The following is an 18221-nucleotide window of genomic DNA, read 5'->3' as shown; positions in this document are numbered from 1 at the left end:
GGGTCCGGGGGAAGAGCGGAATCGACGCGGCCACCTCGATGGCCGAAGGAGAGAGTGACGATGACGCAGGCACCGGGGCCGACCGGACGCGACGGCCGGACACCCGCTCGGCACACGCCCGGCGCACCCTGCTGGGTGAGCCTGATGGTCCACGACATGACGGCGACACAGGCCTTCTACGGGGAGCTGTTCGGCTGGGAGTTCGAACCGGGGCCGCCCCAGCTCGGCCCGTACGTGCGGGCACTGCTGGGCGGACGGCACGTGGCGGGGATCGGCCGGTTGCCCGCCGACCGGCAGCTGCCCGTCGCGTGGACGCCGTATCTCGTCTCGGACGACGTGGATCTGACGGCGGAAACGGTACGGCTGTGCGGCGGCACGGTCGGGGTGGGGCCGCTCGACGCGGGCGCGGCCGGCCGGCTGGCCCTGGGCTGCGATCCCTCGGGGGCGGTCTTCGGCGTCTGGCAGGTGCCGGCCGAGCGCGGCACGAACGCCGGCGGGGTGCCCGGCACGCCCGTCTGGAACGAGCTGCGGACCTTCGAGACCGCGAACGTCGCCAAGTTCTACGGGACGCTGTTCGGTTACGAGGAACGGCGGGCTGAGTCCGAGTCCGGCGGTACCGGCGCGGACGGGGAGGCCGTCGACCAGGTCACTCTGTGCCTCGACGGCCGCCCGGTCGCGGGGATCCTCGGCGTGGGGCCTGCCCTGCGGCACGACGGGGGGTCCCACTGGACGACGTACTTCGCGGTCGACGACGTGGACGCGGCGCTGGAGCGCGTGATCGGGCTCGGTGGCCGTGTCCTCGCTCCGGCGCGGGAGACCGCCCACGGCCGGGCGGCCACGGTCGCGGACCCCGAGGGGGCCCGGTTCGCCCTGGTGCGGAGCGGCCGCTGACGCGGCAGTTCCGAGCGGCGGGGAATGCGCTCGGCGCACCGGGACCGCAGGAACGCGGCGGGGTCGTCGTCACCCTCTCGCGTGAGGCTCGGTCCGGGTTCGCCCGGCCGGCTCGGCGCGGCCGACGCCTCCGGTGTCAGCGGCGGGTGCCCGGCTCCACCGGGAGGACGTCCGGCGACAGTGCCGCCGCCCGGGCCGAGGCCGCCGTCATGCGGCGACGGTGGTGGCGGCGGCACAGTACCTCGTAACCGACCTCGTCCTCGGACTGGTCGACGTCGCCCACGACCACCTGGGCGCCCTCGACGACCATGACGCCGCCCACCGTGCGGGCGTTGTGCGTGGCGCGGGCGCCGCACCAGCACAGGGCCTCGACCTGGAGCACCTCGACCCGGTCGGCCAGTTCGACCAGGCGCTGGGAGCCGGGGAACAGCTTGGAGCGGAAGTCCGTCGTGATGCCGAACGCGTAGACGTCGATCTCCAGGTCGTCGACGACGCGGGCGAGCTGGTCGATCTGTCCCGGAGCGAGGAACTGCGCCTCGTCGGCGATCACGTAGTCGGCCCGGCCGCCCTGGGAGAGGTGGTCGACGAGGTAGGCGTACAGGTCGACGCCGTCCTCGACCTCCACCGCGTCCGTGACCAGGCCGAGCCGTGAGGAGAGTTTGCCCTCGCCCGCCCGGTCGTCGCGGGTGAAGATCATGCCGGCGAGGCCGCGCGCCGAGCGGTTGTGCTCGATCTGGAGAGCCAGTGTCGACTTCCCGCAGTCCATGGTTCCGGAGAAGAACACCAGCTCGGGCATGAGGGGGCGGGCACCTTTCGGCGAGGCGGGGCGGGCGGGAAGGAGATCGCGGGCGGGAGCGTCAGGAGCGTACTTCGAGGAGCGGGACCAACTGCTCGGCAGGGGTCATGGAGCCGTGGTTGCCGGCCATCGAGGACTCCTTGGGTTCCCGCTCCGAGGCGATGAGCAGGACGTCGTCGCGGGCCGCCGCGACGACGTCGCCGATCCGCGCGTACACCCGCTCGTCGATGCGGGGACCGAACCAGCCGGCGTCGATCGCCTCGTCCCGCGAGGCCACCCAGAACTGCTCGCCCAGCACCTCGCGCCAGCAGGTCAGCACGGAGCCCGCGGCACCCGGCACCGCGTAGACGTGCCGGGCGCGGCCCTCGCCGCCGAGCAGGGCGACCCCGGCGCGCAGCTCCCAGTCCTCGTCGAAGTCGATGCGGTGCTCCTCGTCGAACAGGATGTCGACCATGCCGTGGTCGGCCGTGACGTAGAGGGCACTGCGCGGCGGAAGCTGCTCGGCCAGCCGCTGGACCAGCCGGTCGACGTACATCAACTGGCCCCGCCAGGCGTCGGATTCCACGCCGAAGCGGTGGCCGGCGCCGTCGAGTTCGGAATAGTACGTGTAGACGAGGGCGCGGTCACCGGCGGCGAGCTGCTCGGCCGCCACGTCCATGCGGTCTTCGCCGGTCAGCCGCCCCAGGAAGGTGCCTCCGCTGAGCGCGACCTTGGTGAGCGGGGTGTTCTGGAAGGTCGGTGAGGAGACCTGCGCGGCGTGCACCCCGGCGCGGTGGGCCAGCTCGAAGACGGTGGGGTACGGCTGCCAGGGGCGCGGATCGGTGTACGGCTGCCAGCGCAGCTGGTTCATCAGTGCACCGGTGGACGGGTCGCGCACGGTGTAACCGGGCAGGCCGTGCGCGCCGGGGGGCAGGCCGGTGCCGACGGAGGCGAGGGAGGTCGCGGTGGTGGCCGGGTAGCCGGCGGTGAGCGGCCGGCCGGTGCCGCCGCGCGAGCTGCCGAGCAGGGAGGTCAGGAAGGGCGCTTCGTCAGGGTGCGCCCTCAGCTGCTCCCAGCCGAGGCCGTCGATCAGGAAGACGCAGGCACGGTCGGCGGGGGCCAGCTCGGCGATCGCCGCCGTCGTCTCGGGAACGCCCATGCCCGCGGCCAGGGTGGGCAGCAGGTCGGCGAGCGACCCCGACCCGTACTCGGGGACGGGCGCGGACTCGACGGCCAGGGGCTCGGGGTGGTCCCAGGCGGTGGGCTGTGCCGACATCAGCGGGTGACGTCCGCGGTGGCCTCGGAGATGGCCTGGGCGAAGGCGAGGGCCTGGCGCACGGTCTCCGGGCCGTCCCCGGCCTCGCTGACGCGGAGGCTGAGGTCGTCGGCGGTCGAGTTGCCGGTGTAGCCGTGGTCCGCCTCGCAGTTCGGGTCGCCGCAGGCGGCGGGCTCCAGGTCGATGCGGGAGACGGCGCCCCAGCCGATGGTGAGGACGACCTCGCGGGGCAGGGTGCCCGGCGTGTACTGCTCCGGGTTGGCGACGACCCGGCTGACGACGACCGAGGAGATCCGGCCGAGCTTCACCGACTCCGTGGACGTGGTGGCGTACGGGGTCGGGGAGGTGCTGTCGGCCGCCTGCTCGTCGGTGTGGCTGACGATGAAGCGGTTGCCGGTGAGGACGAGCACCGTGACGTGGCGCCGTACCTCGTTCTGGTCGAAGGTGGTCTCCTGGTGGACCAGGTACGACCGGATGGGCTCGCCGCCCACGGCGGCCTCCACCGCCTCGGCCACGAGAGCCGGGTAGTAGCCGCTGCGTTCGATCGCCGTCCGCAGCCCCTGGGTCGTCGTACTGGTCTTGGCCATGCCGTCCATCCTACGGGGAGGCACTGACTGCGAGGCACCGGTCGGTGCGGGGGATGCGGTCAGTAAGCCGGGAGGGTGCGCGGGCCGAGGTCGTCACGGACGGGCGGGGGCGCGAGGCGCACGCTCGCGCCGAGGACGCTCAGCCCGCGCGGGGCGACGACGACCGGCTCCAGGGTGACGGCGACGACCTCCGGGTGGTCGTCGACCAGCCGGGACACACGCAGCAGCAGTTGCTCGAGGGCGAGGGTGTCGACCGGGGCCGAGCCGCGCCAGCCGAACAGCAGGGGGGCCGTCCGGATGGAACGGATCATGGAGGTCGCCTCCCGGCCGGTCACCGGGACCAGCCGGTGCGCCATGTCGTCGAGCAGTTGGGAGGCGGCGCCGGCGAGCCCGAAGGAGAGCACCGCGCCGGCCGCCGGGTCGATGACGGACCGTACGACCGTGTCGACGCCCCTGGGCGCCATCGTCTGCACCACCGGCCGCACTTCCTGCGGGGTCCCGAACAGGTCCGTCAACTCCGCGTACGCCCGGCGCAGTTGCTCCTCGTCGGCCAGGTCGAGGCGGACGCCTCCCAGGTCGGCGCGGTGGCGCAGGTGCGGGGCGGTGGCCTTCAGGGCTACCGGGTAGCCGAGGGTGCGGGCGGCTTCCGCGGCGGCGTCGGGGGTGGGCGCGGGGACGGCACGGCGGACGGGGATGCCGTAGCGGCCGAGCAGCGCGCAGGTCCCCTCCGTGCCGAGGGTGAGGCCCTGGCCGCGCGCGAGCAGGCCGCCGATGAGGGCGGCGGCGCCCTTCTCGTCGATGTCCTCGTACTCGGGCACCTTGCCGGGGTCGGCCGCCTCCCGCCGCCACTGCCCGTACCGGACGGCTTCGGCGAGCGCCCGCACGGCCCGCTCGGCGGCCGGGTAGGCGGGGATGAGCCGGGGGCCGCCGGGCGGGGTGGGCGAGGGGTTGGAGACGGGGGCGGGGGTGGATCCGGTGACGGCTGGAGCAGGGGTGCGGCCGGGGGCGGCGGTGGCAGTGGCGGCCCGGTCGGGGACCTCGGTGGCGGGGGGCGATGCCGGGTACGGACCGGCGCCGGGGAACGAGACCGGCGGGGAGCCGGGGACGGCGGGCGAGCCAGTAGTGGCGGGAGATCCGGAAGCGGCCGGTGGGCCGGGAACGGCGGGCGAGCCGGGAACGAGGGGCGAACCCGGAGCAGCGGGTGAACCGGGAGCGGCTTGTGAGCCTGGAGCCGCCGGTGAGCCAGGAGCCGCTGGCGAGCCTGGAACGGCCGGGGAGCCTGGAACGGCCGGTGAGGCGGAGGTGGCCGGGGAGCCGGGAACCAGGGGGGAACCCGGAGCCGTCGGCGTGGCGGGCTGGGGGCCCGTGCTGGCTGCCGCCGACAGGGCCTCCGCGAGGCCGCCCAGTTCGACGTGGACCACCAGCACCGGCTTGCCGGGGCTCGCTTCCGCGGCCGACCGCAGCGCCTCGGCCAGGGCGGCGTCCTCGGCGGCCCCCTCCCCCAGTGCGGGTATCGCGGTGACCACCACCGCGTCACTGGTCTCGTCGGCGAGCGCCCGTGCCAGCGCCGTGCGGAAGTCCTCCGCCGACGCCGCCGTCGTGAGGTCCAGCGGCGGCTGCGGGCGCAGGCCCTCCGCCAGGCACCGGTCGTAGGTGAGCACGCCCAGCGACTCGGAGTTGCCGAGGATCGCCACCCGGGGCCCGGCGGGCAGCGGCTGCCGGGCCAGCAGCAGCCCGGTGTCGACCAGCTCCGTGATGGTGTCGACCCGGATGACGCCGGCCTGCCGCAGCAGCGCGGACACCGTCGCGTGCGGCAGGCGCGTCGCCCGGACGGCGTGCCCCTGCGGGCCCGATCCGGCCCCCTGCACGACGACGAGCGGCTTCGCCGCCGCCGTGCGCCGGGCGAGGCGGGTGAACTTGCGCGGGTTGCCGATGGACTCCAGGTACATCAGTGCGACGTCGGTGTCCGGATCGTCGTACCAGTACTGGAGGACGTCGTTGCCCGAGACGTCCGCGCGGTTGCCGGCGGAGACGAACGTCGACACGCCCGTCACCCCGGTCACCCCGCCGCCGCGCCGGTGCAGCCGGGAGAGCAGGGCGATGCCGATGGCACCGGACTGGGCGAACATGCCGATCCGGCCGGGGCGGGGCATCTCGGGGGCGAGGGAGGCGTTCAGCCGGACCTGGGGCGAGGTGTTGAGGATGCCGAAGGCGTTGGGCCCGACGATCCGCATGCCGTACGTGCGTGCCTGCCGCACCAGGGCGCGCTGGCGCTCCCGCCCCTCCGGGCCGCTCTCGGCGTACCCGGCGGAGACCACGACGAGTCCCTGCACGCCGTGCTCGCCGCACTCGGTGACCACCTCGGGGACGTGGGCGGCCGGCACGGCGACCACGGCGAGGTCGACCGGCCCGTCGATCTCCCGGACCGAGTGGTGTGCGGGCACCCCGTCGATCTCCCCGCGCTCCTCGCCGAAGGCCCGGTTGACGGCGTACAGCCGGCCCGGGAAGCCGGCCTCACGCATGTGGTCGAGGATGCTGCGGCCCACACCCCCGCGGGTGCGGCCCACTCCGATGACGGCGACCGAGCCCGGCGTCAGCAGCCGCCGCACCGACCGCGCCTCCGCGCGCTGCTCCCGCGCGCGCTGCACGGCCAGCGAGCGGTCGGTGGGCTCGATGTCGAACTCCAGGCGTACGACGCCGTCCTCGAAGCTGCGCTTCTGGGTGAACCCGGCATCGGTGAACACCTTGATCATCTTGTTGTTGGCGGGCAGCACCTCGGCGGTGAAGCGGCGGATGCCGCGCTCGCGGGCGACGGCCGCGATGTGCTCCAGGAGGGCGGAGGCGACCCCGCGGCCCTGATGGGCGTCCTGCACCAGGAAGGCGACCTCGGCCTCGTCGGAGACGGGGGGCGCGGGTGCGGCGCGCCCTGTGGCAGGGGCGGTGGGGGGCGACGGGCGGGCGGAGGCGGCCGCTCCCGCCGTGCCGACGCGGTCGTAGCGTACGGTGGCGATGAACTCGCCGCCGATCGTGGCCGCGAGTCCCACCCGGTCCACGAAGTCGTGGTGCGTGAAGCGGTGGACGTCCTTCGCGGACAGTCGCGGGTACGGCGCGAAGAAGCGGTAGTACTTGGACTCGTCAGACACCTGTTCGTAGAAGCTGACCAGCCGGTCGGCGTCCTCGGCGGTGATCGGGCGGATCCGCGCGGTGCCGCCGTCGCGCAGCACCACGTCGGCCTCCCAGTGCGCGGGGTACTCCTGCCGGTCCGACGAGGTGTGCATGGGCCCCAGAGTACGGCTCGCGTCCGACAACGGCGCGAGGCAGTCTGTGGGGGACACGCGCGAAGACGCGCCCGGGGCGGAGCCCCGCCGGACCGAGGCCGCGGTCCGGCGCCGCCGGGGTACCGGCTCCGGTGCCGTCCGGGACGTGCTTCACGTATGGGAAACTGGTCTAGACAACCTGAAACACTGAAGGGCAGCATCACATGGCTGAGCGCCGCGTCAACGTCGGCTGGGCCGAGGGCCTCCACGCCCGCCCCGCTTCCATCTTCGTCCGGGCCGCCACGGCCTCAGGGGTCCCCGTGACGATCGCCAAGGCCGACGGCAACCCCGTCAACGCGGCCTCCATGCTGGCCGTCCTCGGCCTCGGTGCGCAGGGCGGCGAGGAGATCGTCCTCGCCTCCGACGCCGAGGGCGCGGACGCCGCCCTGGACCGGCTGGCCAAGCTGGTCGCCGAGGGGCTCGAGGAGCTTCCCGAGACCGTCTGACCGGTCGCCGGTCGCGGCGGCACATATCGCGTACGGAAACCGCGTCGTCCCCATCTTTCCGGGCGGCGCGGTTTTCGTATGGCCCCGGTGGCGGGAAATGCGGAGCGCGTCGGGGACGCCTGAACCAATTCAAGGCAGCGTGAATACCGCCCCGGGCAACCCCTCAGGCGATTTCCTCTTTGTATACCGCAGTCGTGTTAATTCCGTCCGCCCGATGTGTTGAGGGGACGTTTCAGAGTCCTCACTCGGTGCGCGGCGGTCACCCGTTCGGTGTGCAGGGCGGCGAGTGCCCGGGCGCGTTCGGTGTCGCCGCGTGCCACGGCGTCCGTGATCGCCCCGTGCTCGGCCCACGCCTCCACCGGGTCGGCCGCGTCCGGCACCCCGTACATCCAGGCGATCTTGTGCCGCACCTGCGCCAGTACGGTGCTCAGCGCGGCGCTGCCGCAGGCCTGGGCCAGGGTCTCGTGGAACCAGGCCGCCAGGGACCGCAGTTCCTCGCCGCCGCCGCTCACCGCCCGCTCCTGCCCCAGCCTGACCAGGCCTCGCAGCACCTTCAGATGGGCCTCGGTGCGCCGCTGGGCGGCCCGCGCGGCACCCAGCGGCTCCAGCAGGAGGCGCATCTCCAGCAGGTCGGCGGCCTCCTGCTCGGTCGGCTCGGCGACGCAGGCGCCCGCGTGCCGCCGGGTCACGACGAAGCCCTCGGCCTCCAGGGTGCGCAGCGCCTCGCGCACGGGCACGCGCGAGACGCCGTAGCGGCGTGCGAGGACTTCCTCGGTGAGCCTGGTGCCGCGTTCGTGGACCCCGGCGACGATGTCGTCCCGGATCGCCGTGCACACCGCGTGCGCCGGAACGCGCATGACCGACCTCCGCATTGATCCCCGTGGAACTCCCGCGATGAACGCGTGTTCCGTGACTCTATGACAACGCGCGGGAATTTCCGACGGCGTGAAGGAATCCGGGGATATTTTTTTGGACAGCACGGAAGCACGGAAGCACGGAAGCACGGAAGTGCGGAAGTGCGGAAGTGCGGAAGTGCTGAAGTACGGAAACAGGCGCCGGAATGCGGAGAGCCCCGGCCGGTGGGCCGGGGCTCTGCCTGACGGTCAGCGCTTCACGCCCTCGGGCGTGTGCCGCCTCAGACGGGCACGCCGTGCTTGCGGAGGTAGGCGATCGGGTCGACGTCCGAGCCGTAGTCCGGGGTGGTGCGCGCCTCGAAGTGGAGGTGCGGGCCGGTGGCGTTGCCGGTGGCGCCGGACAGGCCGATCTGCTGACCTGGCGTGACCTGCTGGCCCACCGAGACGCCGATGGACGACAGGTGACCGTACTGGGTGTACATGCCGTCGGCCATCCTGATCACGATCTGGTTGCCGTACGCCCCGCCCCAGCCGGTCTGCACGACGGTGCCGACGCCGACCGCGTGCACCTCGGTGCCGGCGGCGGCATGGAAGTCGATGCCGGTGTGGGAACCGGAGGACCACAGGGAGCCACCGGTCTTGTAGCCGGTGGAGACGTAGGAGCCGGTGATCGGCGGCACGAAGGTGTTGAGGCGCCGGCGCTCGGCCTCGCGGGCGGCCCGCTCCTTGGCCTCGCGCGCCTTCTTCGCCTGCTCGGCGGCCCGCTTGCGCGCGGCCTCCTCGGCCTGCTTCTGCCGGGCCGCATCCAGCTGGGCGGTGGCCTGCGCGTCGACCCGTTCGGCCACGGTGTCGCCGAGGGTGACGACCGGGGTGAGCCCCGTGTCCGCCGGGGCGGGGGTCTCGGCGGCGAGGGCCGGGGAGGCGGCGAGGGTGCCGATGACACCGGTGGTGGTGAGGGCCGCTACGCCCGCCGCGCGGGCGGTGGTTCGCTGCATCCGGCTGGGGCGACGGTGCTTCCCGGTGGCGCGCGTGAACGCCATGTGGTGGCTGGTCCTTTCCTTCCCTCTCGCCTACCGGGTTAGCTGACGGGTTCGGAGCAGGAAGGTCTCCTACGGGCCCCGCGCGCGGCGCGCGGTGTCCGATTCACCCCAGGGACTGCGTGGGTCCCCGGCTCCCCTGGCTCGCGCCGTACGGGGACTCGGCGATGACTGTCCGGTGCCGCGGGTGCGGCGCACTGCCCGACGAACAGCCGGACCGACGCTAGACGGGGCCGCTTCCGCATCCCAAACGGATCCGCGTTTTTGTAGCGCAGCCCACAGGGCAGACAGGCGGTCTCTCCCGCAATCCGGACATCACGGGGCCCTGGTGACGCCTCGGTCACCAGGGCCTCCCGCGTACCTGACTCTCGGTCTTCTCCGGGGCTCCCGCGTAGCTGCCTCTCGGTCACCCCCGCGGCTCCCGGCCTTCGTTACTCGGCGGCGACGACGGTCACCGGGCCGGCGCCGACGGCTTCGACGGGCTCCCTGATCTGCGCCGCGTCACCGACGAGAACCGTCACCAGCCGGTCCACCGGGAACGCGCTGACGACCGCCGCGGTGGCCTCCACCGTGCCGGTCTCGGCGAGCTGCTGATAGAGCGTCGCCTGGTAGTCGTCCGGCAGGTGCTGCTCGACCTGGTCGGCCAGCGTGCTCGCCACGGCGGCGGCCGTCTCGTACTTGAGCGGCGCCACACCGACGAGGTTCTGCACGGCGACGTCCCGCTCGGCCTCGGTGAGCCCCTCGGCGGCGAGCTTGCGCAGCACCGTGAAGAGGTCGTCCAGGGCCGGGCCGGTGTTGGGCGTGTCGACCGAGCCGCTGATCGCGAGCATCGCCGCGCCGGTGCCGTCGGGCGCGGAGCGCAGCACCTGGCCGAACGAGCGCACCCCGTAGGTGTAGCCCTTCTCCTCGCGCAGGACGCGGTCCAGGCGGGAGGTGAGGGTGCCGCCCAGGCAGTAGGTGCCGAGCACCTGGGCGGGCCACACGCGGTCGTGCCGGTCGGGTCCGACGCGGCCGATGAGCAGCTGCGTCTGCACGGCGCCGGGCCGGTCCACGATCACCACACGGCCGGTGTCGTCGGCGGTGACCGGCGGCACCGGCCGCGGCTCGGCCGGCGAGCCGGTCCAGGCGCCCAGGGTCTCGCCGAGCAGTTCGCCGAGGTCGATGCCGGTGAGGTCGCCGACGACCACGGCGGTGGCGGTCGCGGGCCGCACGTGCCGGTCGTAGAAGGCGCGGACGGCGGAGGCGTCGACGGCGCGGACGGTCTCCTCCGTGCCCTGGCGCGGCCGCGACATGCGCGTGCCGGCCGGGAACAGCTCCTTGGAGAGTTCCTTGGCGGCGCGGCGGGAGGGGTTGGCCAGCTCGTGCGGGATCTCGTCGAGCCGGTTGCGCACCAGCCGCTCGACCTCGGACTCGGCGAACGCGGGCGCCCTCAGTGCGTCGGAGAGCAGCCCGAGCCCCTTGGCCAGGCGGGAGGCCGGGACCTCCAGGCTGAGCCGTACGCCGGGGTGGTCGGCGTGGGTGTCCAGGGTGGCGCCCGCGCGCTCCAGCTCGGCGGCGAACTCCTCGGCGGAGTGCTTGTCGGTGCCCTCGGAGAAGGCCCGCGCCATGATGGTGGCGACGCCGTCCAGGCCGGCCGGCTCGGCGTCCAGGGGCGCGTCGAGGAGCACCTCGACGGCGACGACCTGCTGGCCGGGACGGTGGCAGCGCAGCACCGTCAGGCCGTTGTCCAGCGTGCCGCGCTCGGGGGCCGGGAACGCCCACGGCCGGGCCTCGCCCGCCTGGGGGCGGGGGTGGAAGTCCATGGTGGCCAGCTCGGTCACTTCGCCGTCTCCTCGGTGTCTTCGCCGGCCGCGGCGTCCGCGTCCGGTGCCTGCTCCTGTGCGTCGGGGGCGGTCGGCTCGTAGACGAGGACCGCGCGGTTGTCGGGGCGCAGACGGGCCTTGGCGACCTCCTGGACCTCCTCGGGCGTCACCTCCAGTACGCGCTGGACGGCGGTCAGGGCGAGCTGCGGGTCGCCGAACAGGACGGCGTAGCGGCACAGTTCGTCGGCGCGGCCCGCGACGGTGCCGAGCCGGTCCAGCCACTCGCGCTCCAGCTGGGCCTGGGCGCGCTCCATCTCCTCGGCGGTCGGGCCCTCCTCGGCGAAGCGGGCCAGCTCCTCGTCGATGGCGGTCTCGATGACCGGTACCTCGACGTCGCCGGAGGTCTTCACGTCGAGCCAGCCCAGGGAGGGCGCGCCGGCCAGCCGCAGCAGGCCGAACCCGGCCGCGACGGCGGTACGGTCGCGGCGCACCAGGCGGTTGTACAGCCGGGAGGACTCGCCGCCGCCGAGGACGGTCAGGGCGAGGTCGGCCGCGTCGCACGCGCGCGTGCCGTCGTGCGGGAGCCGGTAGGCGGCCATCAGGGCGCGGGCCGGGACCTCCTCCTCGACGACCTCGCGCAGCTGCCCGCCGAGGACGTCGGGCAGCGAGCCGTCGCGGGGCTGGGGCTTGCCGTCGTGGGACTCGATGGAGCCGAAGTACTTCTCGATCCACGCGAGGGTCTGCTGCGGGTCGATGTCGCCGACGACCGAGAGGACCGCGTTGTTCGGCGCGTAGTACGTCCGGAAGAACGCGCGCGCGTCCTCCAGGGTGGCCGCGTCCAGGTCCGCCATGGACCCGATCGGCGTGTGGTGGTACGGGTGGCCCTCCGGGTAGGCGAGGGCGGTCAGCCGCTCGAAGGCGGTCCCGTAGGGGACGTTGTCGTAGCGCTGGCGGCGCTCGTTCTTGACGACGTCGCGCTGGTTCTCCATCGACTCGTCGTCCAGGGCGGCGAGCAGGGAGCCCATGCGGTCGGCCTCCAGCCAGAGCGCCAGCTCCAGCTGGTGGGCGGGCATGGTCTCGAAGTAGTTGGTGCGTTCGAAGCTGGTGGTGCCGTTGAGCGAGCCGCCGGCGCCCTGCACCAGTTCGAAGTGACCGTTCCCCTTCACCTGGGCGGAGCCCTGGAACATCAGGTGCTCGAAAAGGTGAGCCAGACCGGTACGTCCCTTGACCTCGTGGCGGGAGCCGACGTCGTACCAGAGGCACACCGCCGCGACCGGGGTCAGGTGGTCCTCGGAGAGCACCACGCGCAGGCCGTTGGCCAGACGGTGCTCGGTCGCTGTCAGGCCGCCGGAGCCTGCCTCGGCTGTGGCCGTGTGACCCTTGGGCATGTACGTCCCTTCGATCGCGATGGCGGTCCGGGAACCGCCCTGTTCCTGCCGGTCCTGCCACCTTATGCAAGCGTGCGGACGCCTGGCGAAGTTCCCGGCGGGGGTACGCCCAGAGCGAGATCGAAGTGGGGGTGGGGTCGGGGGGGGCGGGGCCGGAGCGGAGCCGGGGGCGCGGACGGGGTCGGGAGCGGGAGCAGACGGCGCTGGGGAGGCACGCGGGCGGGGCGTGCGGGCGGCAGGACGACGCGCCCGGGCGGGGCCGACGCACGGGCGGCGGGCGGGACTTCGGCGGAAGGTGGAGGGACGGGGGCGGGCGGTTCGGGTGCGGGCTGTGCGCGGGCGTGCTGTGCGCGGGCGTGCAGTGGCCCGTTGCCGGGGTTCAGGCGGGGTTCCGGGAGCGTTCCGGTGGGGTCGCGGGAGCAATCCGGTGGGACCTACGGAGCAATCCGGTGGGGTTTCCGGAGCAGTCCGGTGGGGTTTCCGGGCGGTCCGACGGGGTTTCCGGGGCGGTCCGGTGGGGCCTGCGGGGCGGGGTCCGGTCCACGTTGTCAGTCCGGCGGTCCACAATGGTCGGCGTCAGATCCCGTCACACGCTTCAGCAAGGAGCCGGCAGCGATGGCCCGCCGCAGCACGAAGACCCCGCCGCCCGACGACCCGTACGAGGAGAAGATCCTCGACATCGACGTTGTCGACGAGATGCAGGGCTCCTTCCTCGAGTACGCGTACTCGGTCATCTACTCGCGCGCCCTGCCGGACGCCCGGGACGGACTGAAGCCGGTGCACCGCCGCATCGTCTACCAGATGAACGAGATGGGCCTGCGCCCGGAGCGCGGTTACGTGAAGTGCGCCCGTGTCGTCGGCGAGGTCATGGGCAAGCTCCACCCGCACGGCGACGCGTCGATCTACGACGCGCTGGTGCGGCTGGCCCAGTCCTTCTCGATGCGCGTCCCCCTGGTCGACGGCCACGGCAACTTCGGCTCCCTGGGCAACGACGACCCGCCCGCCGCCATGCGGTACACCGAGTGCCGCATGGCCGAGGCGACGAGTCTGATGACCGAGTCGATCGACGAGGACACGGTCGACTTCGCGCCCAACTACGACGGTCAGGAGCAGGAGCCGGTGGCCCTGCCCGCCGCCTTCCCGAACCTGCTGGTGAACGGCGCGTCGGGCATCGCCGTCGGCATGGCCACCAACATGCCCCCGCACAACCTCGGCGAGGTCATCGCGGCCGCCCGCCACCTGATCCGCCATCCGAACGCGGACCTGGACGCGCTGATGCGGCACGTGCCGGGCCCCGACCTGCCCACCGGCGGCCGGATCGTCGGCCTGTCCGGGATCCGGGACGCCTACGAGTCGGGCCGCGGCACGTTCAAGATCCGCGCCACGGTCTCGGTGGAGACCGTGACCGCCCGCCGCAAGGGCCTCGTCGTCACCGAGCTGCCGTTCACGGTCGGCCCGGAGAAGGTCATCGCCAAGATCAAGGACCTGGTCGGCGCGAAGAAGATCCAGGGCATCGCCGACGTCAAGGACCTCACCGACCGCGAGCACGGGCTGCGCCTGGTCATCGAGATCAAGAACGGCTTCGTGCCGGAGGCGGTCCTCGAACAGCTCTACAAACTGACGCCGATGGAGGAGTCCTTCGGCATCAACAACGTCGCCCTGGTCGACGGCCAGCCCCTCACGCTGGGCCTGAAGGAACTGCTGGAGGTCTACCTCGACCACCGCTTCAACGTCGTACGGCGCCGCAGCGAGTACCGGCGCGGCAAGCGACGCGACCGGCTGCACCTGGTCGAGGGCCTGCTCACGGCGCTGGTGGACATCGACGAGGTCATCCGGCTGATCCGCTCCAGCGAGAACTCCGCGCAGGCCAAGCAGCGCCTGATGGAGCGGTTCTCGCTGAGCGAGGTCCAGACGCAGTACATCCTCGACACGCCGCTGCGCCGGCTGACCAAGTACGACCGCATCGAGCTGGAGGCCGAGAAGGACCGGCTCATCGCGGAGATCGAGGAGCTGACCCGGATCCTGGAGTCGGACGCGGAGCTGCGCAAGCTGGTCTCGAACGAACTGGCGTCGGTCGCCAAGAAGTTCGGCACCCCGCGGCGCACGGTCCTCCTGGAGGCGGGCGCCGTCCAGGTCGCCGCGGTGCCGCTGCAGGTGGCGGACGACCCGTGCCGGGTCCTGCTGTCCTCGACAGGTCTGCTGGCCCGTACGCCGAGCGCGGGGGCGTCCCCGCGGGACGCGGACGGCAAGCGGCACAAGCACGACGTGATCGTCTCGGCGGTCCCGGCCACGGCGCGCGGCGAGGTGGGCGTGGTCACGTCGGCCGGCCGTCTGCTGCGGGTGAACGTCGTCGACCTGCCCCAGTTGCCGGAGACGGAGGCGGCACCCAACCTGTCCGGCGGCGCGCCTATCGCGGAGTTCATCTCCCTGGAGGACGACGAGACCGTGGTCTGCCTGACCACGCTGGACGAGTCGTCACCCGGTCTCGCGATCGGCACGGAGCAGGGCGTCGTCAAGCGGGTGGTCCCCGACTACCCCGCCAACAAGGAGGAGCTGGAGGTCATCACCCTCAAGGAGGGCGACCGGATCGTCGGCGCGATCGAACTGCGCACGGGTGAGGAGGACCTGGTCTTCATCACGGACGACGCACAGCTCCTGCGCTACCAGGCGTCCCAGGTCCGGCCGCAGGGCCGCCCGGCCGGCGGCATGGCGGGCATCAAGCTCGCCGACGGCGCCAAGGTCATCTCGTTCACGGCGGTGGACCCGGCCGTGGAGGCGGTGGTGTTCACGGTCGCGGGCTCGCGCGGGACGCTGGACGACTCGGTGCAGACGACGGCCAAGGTGACGCCGTTCGACCAGTACCCCCGCAAGGGCCGGGCCACCGGTGGGGTGCGCTGCCAGCGGTTCCTGAAGGGCGAGGACTGCCTGTCGTTCGCCTGGGCCGGCCCCACCCCGGCGCGGGCCGCGCAGAAGAACGGCACCCCGGCCGAGCTGCCGGAGATGGACCCGCGCCGCGACGGCTCGGGCGTGTCGCTGCCGAAGACGGTGGCGGTGGTGGCCGGCCCCGCCTAGTGCTGCAGCCGGAAAGGTTCACCGGCTCGCGACACCCGGAACGGCTCCCCACCGGACGCCGCGAGCTTCCCGGCAAACCTTTCCGGCCACAGCACTAGAGGGGAAGGTCCTCGGCGGGTTCTTCCTCCCCGCCGGGGCCCTGGACGTAGCGCAGGACGCCCCACATGCCGTGCTCGTCGGCGTGCGGGGTGTCCTGCTCGCACCCCTGGAGTTCCTTGACGAGGCCGGGGACGTCCGTGCCGGAGCCGATGAGCACGAGCTGGGTCCGGTGCGGCTCGCCGGCCGGCCAGGGTTCGGGGTAGAAGCGCAGGAACCGGCCCACGGCGTGCACGGCGTAGCGGTTGCGCGGGTCGTACGGGCCGAAGCCGACGTACCCCTTGACGCGGTAGAGCCCCTCGGGCCTGCTGTCGAGGAACCGCATCAGGCGCCGGGGGTCCAGCGGCACGTCGGAGACGAAGGAGAGGCTGTCGTACCCGGCGTGCAGATGGCCGGCGTGGTCGTCGTCGGGGGCGTCCTCGCCGGGGAGGCCCAGGTCGTCGAAGGACAGCTGGCCGACGCGTTCCTCGCCGGGACGGCAGTCGAACAGGAACTCGGGGTCCACACGGCCGTAGGAGGCGGGGACGACGGCGGCCCGGTCGACGAGGGACCGTACGGTCGCGAGCACCCGTTCGCCTCCGTCGGCCCGGTCGGTCTTGTTGACGACCACGAGGTCCGCGAGCGCGAGGTGCCGGTCGATCTCGGGGTGCCGCGCGCGGGTGCCGTCGAACTCGGCGGCGTCGACGACCTCGACGAGCCCGCCGTAGACGACACGGGGATTCTCGCTGGCCAGCACCATGCGGACCAGTTCCTGCGGCTCGGCCAGTCCGCTGGCCTCGATGACGATCACGTCGATGCCGACGCCGGGACGGGTGAGCCGGTCGAGGTACCGGTCCAGCTCCCCCGCGTCGACGGCGCAGCACAGACACCCGTTGCCCAGGGACACGGTGGAGTCCCCGAGCGCACCCGCGACCGCCATCGCGTCGATCTCGATGGCCCCGAAGTCGTTGACGACGGCCCCGATACGGCTGCCGCCGCTGTGGTGGAGGAGGTGGTTGAGCAGGGTGGTCTTCCCGGACCCGAGGAACCCGGCGAGCACGATGACGGGAATCTGGGTGCCGGGCCGGCCGGGGAGCGGTGAAGGGGCGTTGCCCGTGTCCATGCCCGAGCCGGTGTCCATGCCCGAGCCCGTGTCGATGTCCGAACGGGGGGCCGTGGGGAGGTCCGCCTCCTGGGCGGGCCCCGCGACCCGGGCCGGACTCGTGTTCGGGGGCGGAACAGGGTTCGGGAGCGGCTGGCTCACCGTGCGACCTCTCTCCCAGCGGTGCGTGCCCGGGGCGACGGGCCCCGGCGCAGGCGCGCGGACTGACTGCCGCACCAGGATACGAGCCGCCGGCCGACGCGAGGATCAAGCACTCCCGGCCCGGGGCTTCCTGCACGGGCCCCCGGCGCCCGACCGGGCGACCTCCGCGCACCGGCAGCGGTCGGCGGCGTTGGGCCGGCGCCCGGCGCCGGCCGGAGCACGCCGGCCAGGTCGGGGGCGGCAAGTTCGCCGCGTCGGCCGGGCACCCGTACCGCGGAGCGTCCACGTATCGCGGAGCGTCCACGCCGCCCGGGACCGTGGCGCGGCCGACGTCGCAGGCGGGCCCGGGCGATCCGAGGGTCCCCGCCCGCAGTAGGCTCGCCTCTGTGAGTACGTGCGCGACCGCCTCCCGGCAGTTCGGCGAACCGCTGTCCGCCACCGCGCCCACGGCGACGACGTGGCTGCTGCTGGAACAGCCCGGCCCCTGGGGCGCCAAGGCGCTCACGTCCAGCCATCTGGACCCGGCCCTGGGGCGCGCACTGGAGCGGGCCACGCAGGGCACCGGCGTGCGGGTGGCCCTCATCCGCCGCCCCGGCCGGCACGCCGACTGCCACACGCCTTCGGTACGGCATGTGTACGCGGCCCACACCGTGCCCGGCAGCACCTGGCTCCGCGGCGCCCTGACCGCCGCCCCGGAGCACCTGATGGGCCTCGACTTCGCCGCCCTGGGCAGAGGTGAGCACCACACCTTCGACACGGTCCTCACGGGCGGGCCGCACACGGCCGGCCCGCTCGCCCTCGTCTGCACCAACGGCAAACGCGACCGGTGCTGCGCTCTGCTGGGCCGGCCCCTCGCCGCGGAACTGGCCTCCTGCGGAGTGCACGGGGCCTGGGAGGCCTCGCATCTCGGCGGCCACCGCTTCTCCCCCACCCTGCTCGTCCTCCCGTACGGCTACGCCTACGGCCGCGCCGAGGCCCACGCCGTCATGGAGGCCCTGCACGGTGTGCGGGAGGGCCGGGTCGTCCTTGACGGCTGCCGGGGCCGTACCGCGTGGGAGCGGCCCGCGCAGGCCGCCGAGCTGGCCGTGCGCGAGGCGACGGGCGAGTACCGCGCGGACGCGCTGACCGTCGTACGCACCGACGGCCCGGCCGCCGCCCCCGACGCCCCGGTCGCGGACGGCTCCCCGCCGTGCTGGGACGTGACGGTCGCCCACGTCGACGGACGCCGCTGGCACGTCACCGTCGCGCGCGGCGCCGCCGAACCGCCCCGCCCGGAGAGCTGCGGCGCCTCGGTGCTGGGCACGCCCGCTCGCATGGACGTACGGGCCGTCCGGGAACTGGCGGTGCCCGGTACGGCGCCCGGCGCCCACCGCTGACGCTGCCGGAGGACCCGCCGTATCAGCCCCGTCCGCCCCATCCGCCGCATCAGCCGGGAGA

Annotated in this window: 13 protein-coding genes and 1 riboswitch; of the genes, 4 read left to right on the top strand and 9 right to left on the bottom strand. The window is 73.6% G+C overall.

The features are described from left to right. Positions 1-60: 60 nt before the first annotated feature. Complete coding sequence (locus AB0G56_RS04640) at positions 61-891, top strand: VOC family protein (protein WP_360963585.1); 831 nt, start codon at positions 61-63, stop codon at positions 889-891. A 136-nt stretch (positions 892-1027) separates the two neighbouring features. Here the strand turns inward: AB0G56_RS04640 and AB0G56_RS04635 are convergent, their stop codons facing one another. The 4 genes from AB0G56_RS04635 to AB0G56_RS04620 all read right to left on the bottom strand — a co-directional run bounded on the left by AB0G56_RS04635 (position 1028) and on the right by AB0G56_RS04620 (position 6807). Beyond that, positions 1028-1687 (bottom strand): thymidine kinase, encoded by a 660-nt coding sequence (locus tag AB0G56_RS04635; RefSeq protein ID WP_360963582.1) that lies wholly within the window; start codon positions 1685-1687, stop codon positions 1028-1030. A gap of 61 nt (positions 1688-1748) precedes the next feature. Continuing rightward, complete coding sequence (locus AB0G56_RS04630; RefSeq protein WP_360963579.1) at positions 1749-2942, bottom strand: nucleotide pyrophosphatase/phosphodiesterase family protein; 1194 nt, start codon at positions 2940-2942, stop codon at positions 1749-1751. After that, positions 2942-3538 carry a DUF5998 family protein gene (locus tag AB0G56_RS04625; RefSeq protein WP_360964242.1) on the bottom strand — a complete coding sequence of 199 codons (597 nt, stop codon included), beginning with the start codon at positions 3536-3538 and terminating at the stop codon, positions 2942-2944. The genes AB0G56_RS04630 and AB0G56_RS04625 overlap by 1 nt, the downstream gene beginning before the upstream one ends. A gap of 50 nt (positions 3539-3588) precedes the next feature. Then, positions 3589-6807, bottom strand: a complete 3219-nt coding sequence (locus AB0G56_RS04620) for a GNAT family N-acetyltransferase (RefSeq protein ID WP_360963576.1) — start codon at positions 6805-6807, stop codon at positions 3589-3591. A 203-nt stretch (positions 6808-7010) separates the two neighbouring features. Here AB0G56_RS04620 and AB0G56_RS04615 point away from each other — a divergent pair, with 203 nt between their 5' ends. Next, positions 7011-7292 (top strand): HPr family phosphocarrier protein, encoded by a 282-nt coding sequence (locus AB0G56_RS04615; RefSeq protein ID WP_003981826.1) that lies wholly within the window; start codon positions 7011-7013, stop codon positions 7290-7292. Positions 7293-7489: 197 nt separating this feature from the next. Here AB0G56_RS04615 and AB0G56_RS04610 read toward each other — a convergent pair whose 3' ends face one another. From AB0G56_RS04610 to AB0G56_RS04595, 4 genes are all read right to left on the bottom strand, one after another. After that, positions 7490-8149 (bottom strand): GntR family transcriptional regulator, encoded by a 660-nt coding sequence (locus AB0G56_RS04610; RefSeq protein WP_360963573.1) that lies wholly within the window; start codon positions 8147-8149, stop codon positions 7490-7492. A 278-nt stretch (positions 8150-8427) separates the two neighbouring features. Continuing rightward, positions 8428-9186, bottom strand: coding sequence for a peptidoglycan DD-metalloendopeptidase family protein (locus AB0G56_RS04605; protein WP_360963570.1), 759 nt, complete (start codon positions 9184-9186; stop codon positions 8428-8430). Between the two features lie 12 nt (positions 9187-9198). Next, positions 9199-9360, bottom strand: a riboswitch (cyclic di-AMP (ydaO/yuaA leader). A 254-nt stretch (positions 9361-9614) separates the two neighbouring features. Beyond that, on the bottom strand, positions 9615-11003 hold the full coding sequence (locus AB0G56_RS04600) for a pitrilysin family protein (RefSeq protein ID WP_360963567.1): 1389 nt from the start codon (positions 11001-11003) through the stop codon (positions 9615-9617). After that, entirely contained in the window at positions 11000-12373 is a 1374-nt protein-coding gene (locus AB0G56_RS04595; protein WP_360963564.1) for a pitrilysin family protein, read from the bottom strand. The genes AB0G56_RS04600 and AB0G56_RS04595 overlap by 4 nt, the downstream gene beginning before the upstream one ends. Before the next feature lie 615 nt (positions 12374-12988). Between AB0G56_RS04595 and AB0G56_RS04590 the strand changes: the two genes are divergently transcribed. Then, positions 12989-15445: a DNA topoisomerase IV subunit A gene (locus AB0G56_RS04590; RefSeq protein WP_360963561.1), complete on the top strand. Its 2457-nt coding sequence runs from the start codon at positions 12989-12991 to the stop codon at positions 15443-15445. 94 nt (positions 15446-15539) lie between these two features. Here AB0G56_RS04590 and AB0G56_RS04585 read toward each other — a convergent pair whose 3' ends face one another. Then, complete coding sequence (locus AB0G56_RS04585) at positions 15540-16643, bottom strand: GTP-binding protein (RefSeq protein WP_360964239.1); 1104 nt, start codon at positions 16641-16643, stop codon at positions 15540-15542. Between the two features lie 527 nt (positions 16644-17170). Between AB0G56_RS04585 and AB0G56_RS04580 the strand changes: the two genes are divergently transcribed. Next, positions 17171-18160 carry a sucrase ferredoxin gene (locus AB0G56_RS04580; protein WP_360963558.1) on the top strand — a complete coding sequence of 330 codons (990 nt, stop codon included), beginning with the start codon at positions 17171-17173 and terminating at the stop codon, positions 18158-18160. The last annotated feature ends 61 nt before the right edge of the window (positions 18161-18221 follow it).

It is taken from the genome of Streptomyces sp. NPDC021356 (genome assembly GCF_040641015.1).
Taxonomy (GTDB): domain Bacteria; phylum Actinomycetota; class Actinomycetes; order Streptomycetales; family Streptomycetaceae; genus Streptomyces.
Note: the sequence above shows the minus strand (reverse complement) of the source record. Positions and strands in the feature narration are given on the sequence as shown.

What these genes read in the sequence shown, in the direction of transcription:
- AB0G56_RS04640 (WP_360963585.1), top strand. Translation starts at nt 61, where the DNA reads ATGACGCAGGCACCGGGGCCGACCGGACGCGACGGCCGGACACCCGCT.
- AB0G56_RS04635 (WP_360963582.1), bottom strand. Translation starts at nt 1,687, where the DNA reads ATGCCCGAGCTGGTGTTCTTCTCCGGAACCATGGACTGCGGGAAGTCG.
- AB0G56_RS04630 (WP_360963579.1), bottom strand. Translation starts at nt 2,942, where the DNA reads ATGTCGGCACAGCCCACCGCCTGGGACCACCCCGAGCCCCTGGCCGTC.
- AB0G56_RS04625 (WP_360964242.1), bottom strand. Translation starts at nt 3,538, where the DNA reads ATGGACGGCATGGCCAAGACCAGTACGACGACCCAGGGGCTGCGGACG.
- AB0G56_RS04620 (WP_360963576.1), bottom strand. Translation starts at nt 6,807, where the DNA reads ATGCACACCTCGTCGGACCGGCAGGAGTACCCCGCGCACTGGGAGGCC.
- AB0G56_RS04615 (WP_003981826.1), top strand. Translation starts at nt 7,011, where the DNA reads ATGGCTGAGCGCCGCGTCAACGTCGGCTGGGCCGAGGGCCTCCACGCC.
- AB0G56_RS04610 (WP_360963573.1), bottom strand. Translation starts at nt 8,149, where the DNA reads ATGCGCGTTCCGGCGCACGCGGTGTGCACGGCGATCCGGGACGACATC.
- AB0G56_RS04605 (WP_360963570.1), bottom strand. Translation starts at nt 9,186, where the DNA reads ATGGCGTTCACGCGCGCCACCGGGAAGCACCGTCGCCCCAGCCGGATG.
- AB0G56_RS04595 (WP_360963564.1), bottom strand. Translation starts at nt 12,373, where the DNA reads ATGCCCAAGGGTCACACGGCCACAGCCGAGGCAGGCTCCGGCGGCCTG.
- AB0G56_RS04590 (WP_360963561.1), top strand. Translation starts at nt 12,989, where the DNA reads ATGGCCCGCCGCAGCACGAAGACCCCGCCGCCCGACGACCCGTACGAG.
- AB0G56_RS04585 (WP_360964239.1), bottom strand. Translation starts at nt 16,643, where the DNA reads ATGGACACGGGCAACGCCCCTTCACCGCTCCCCGGCCGGCCCGGCACC.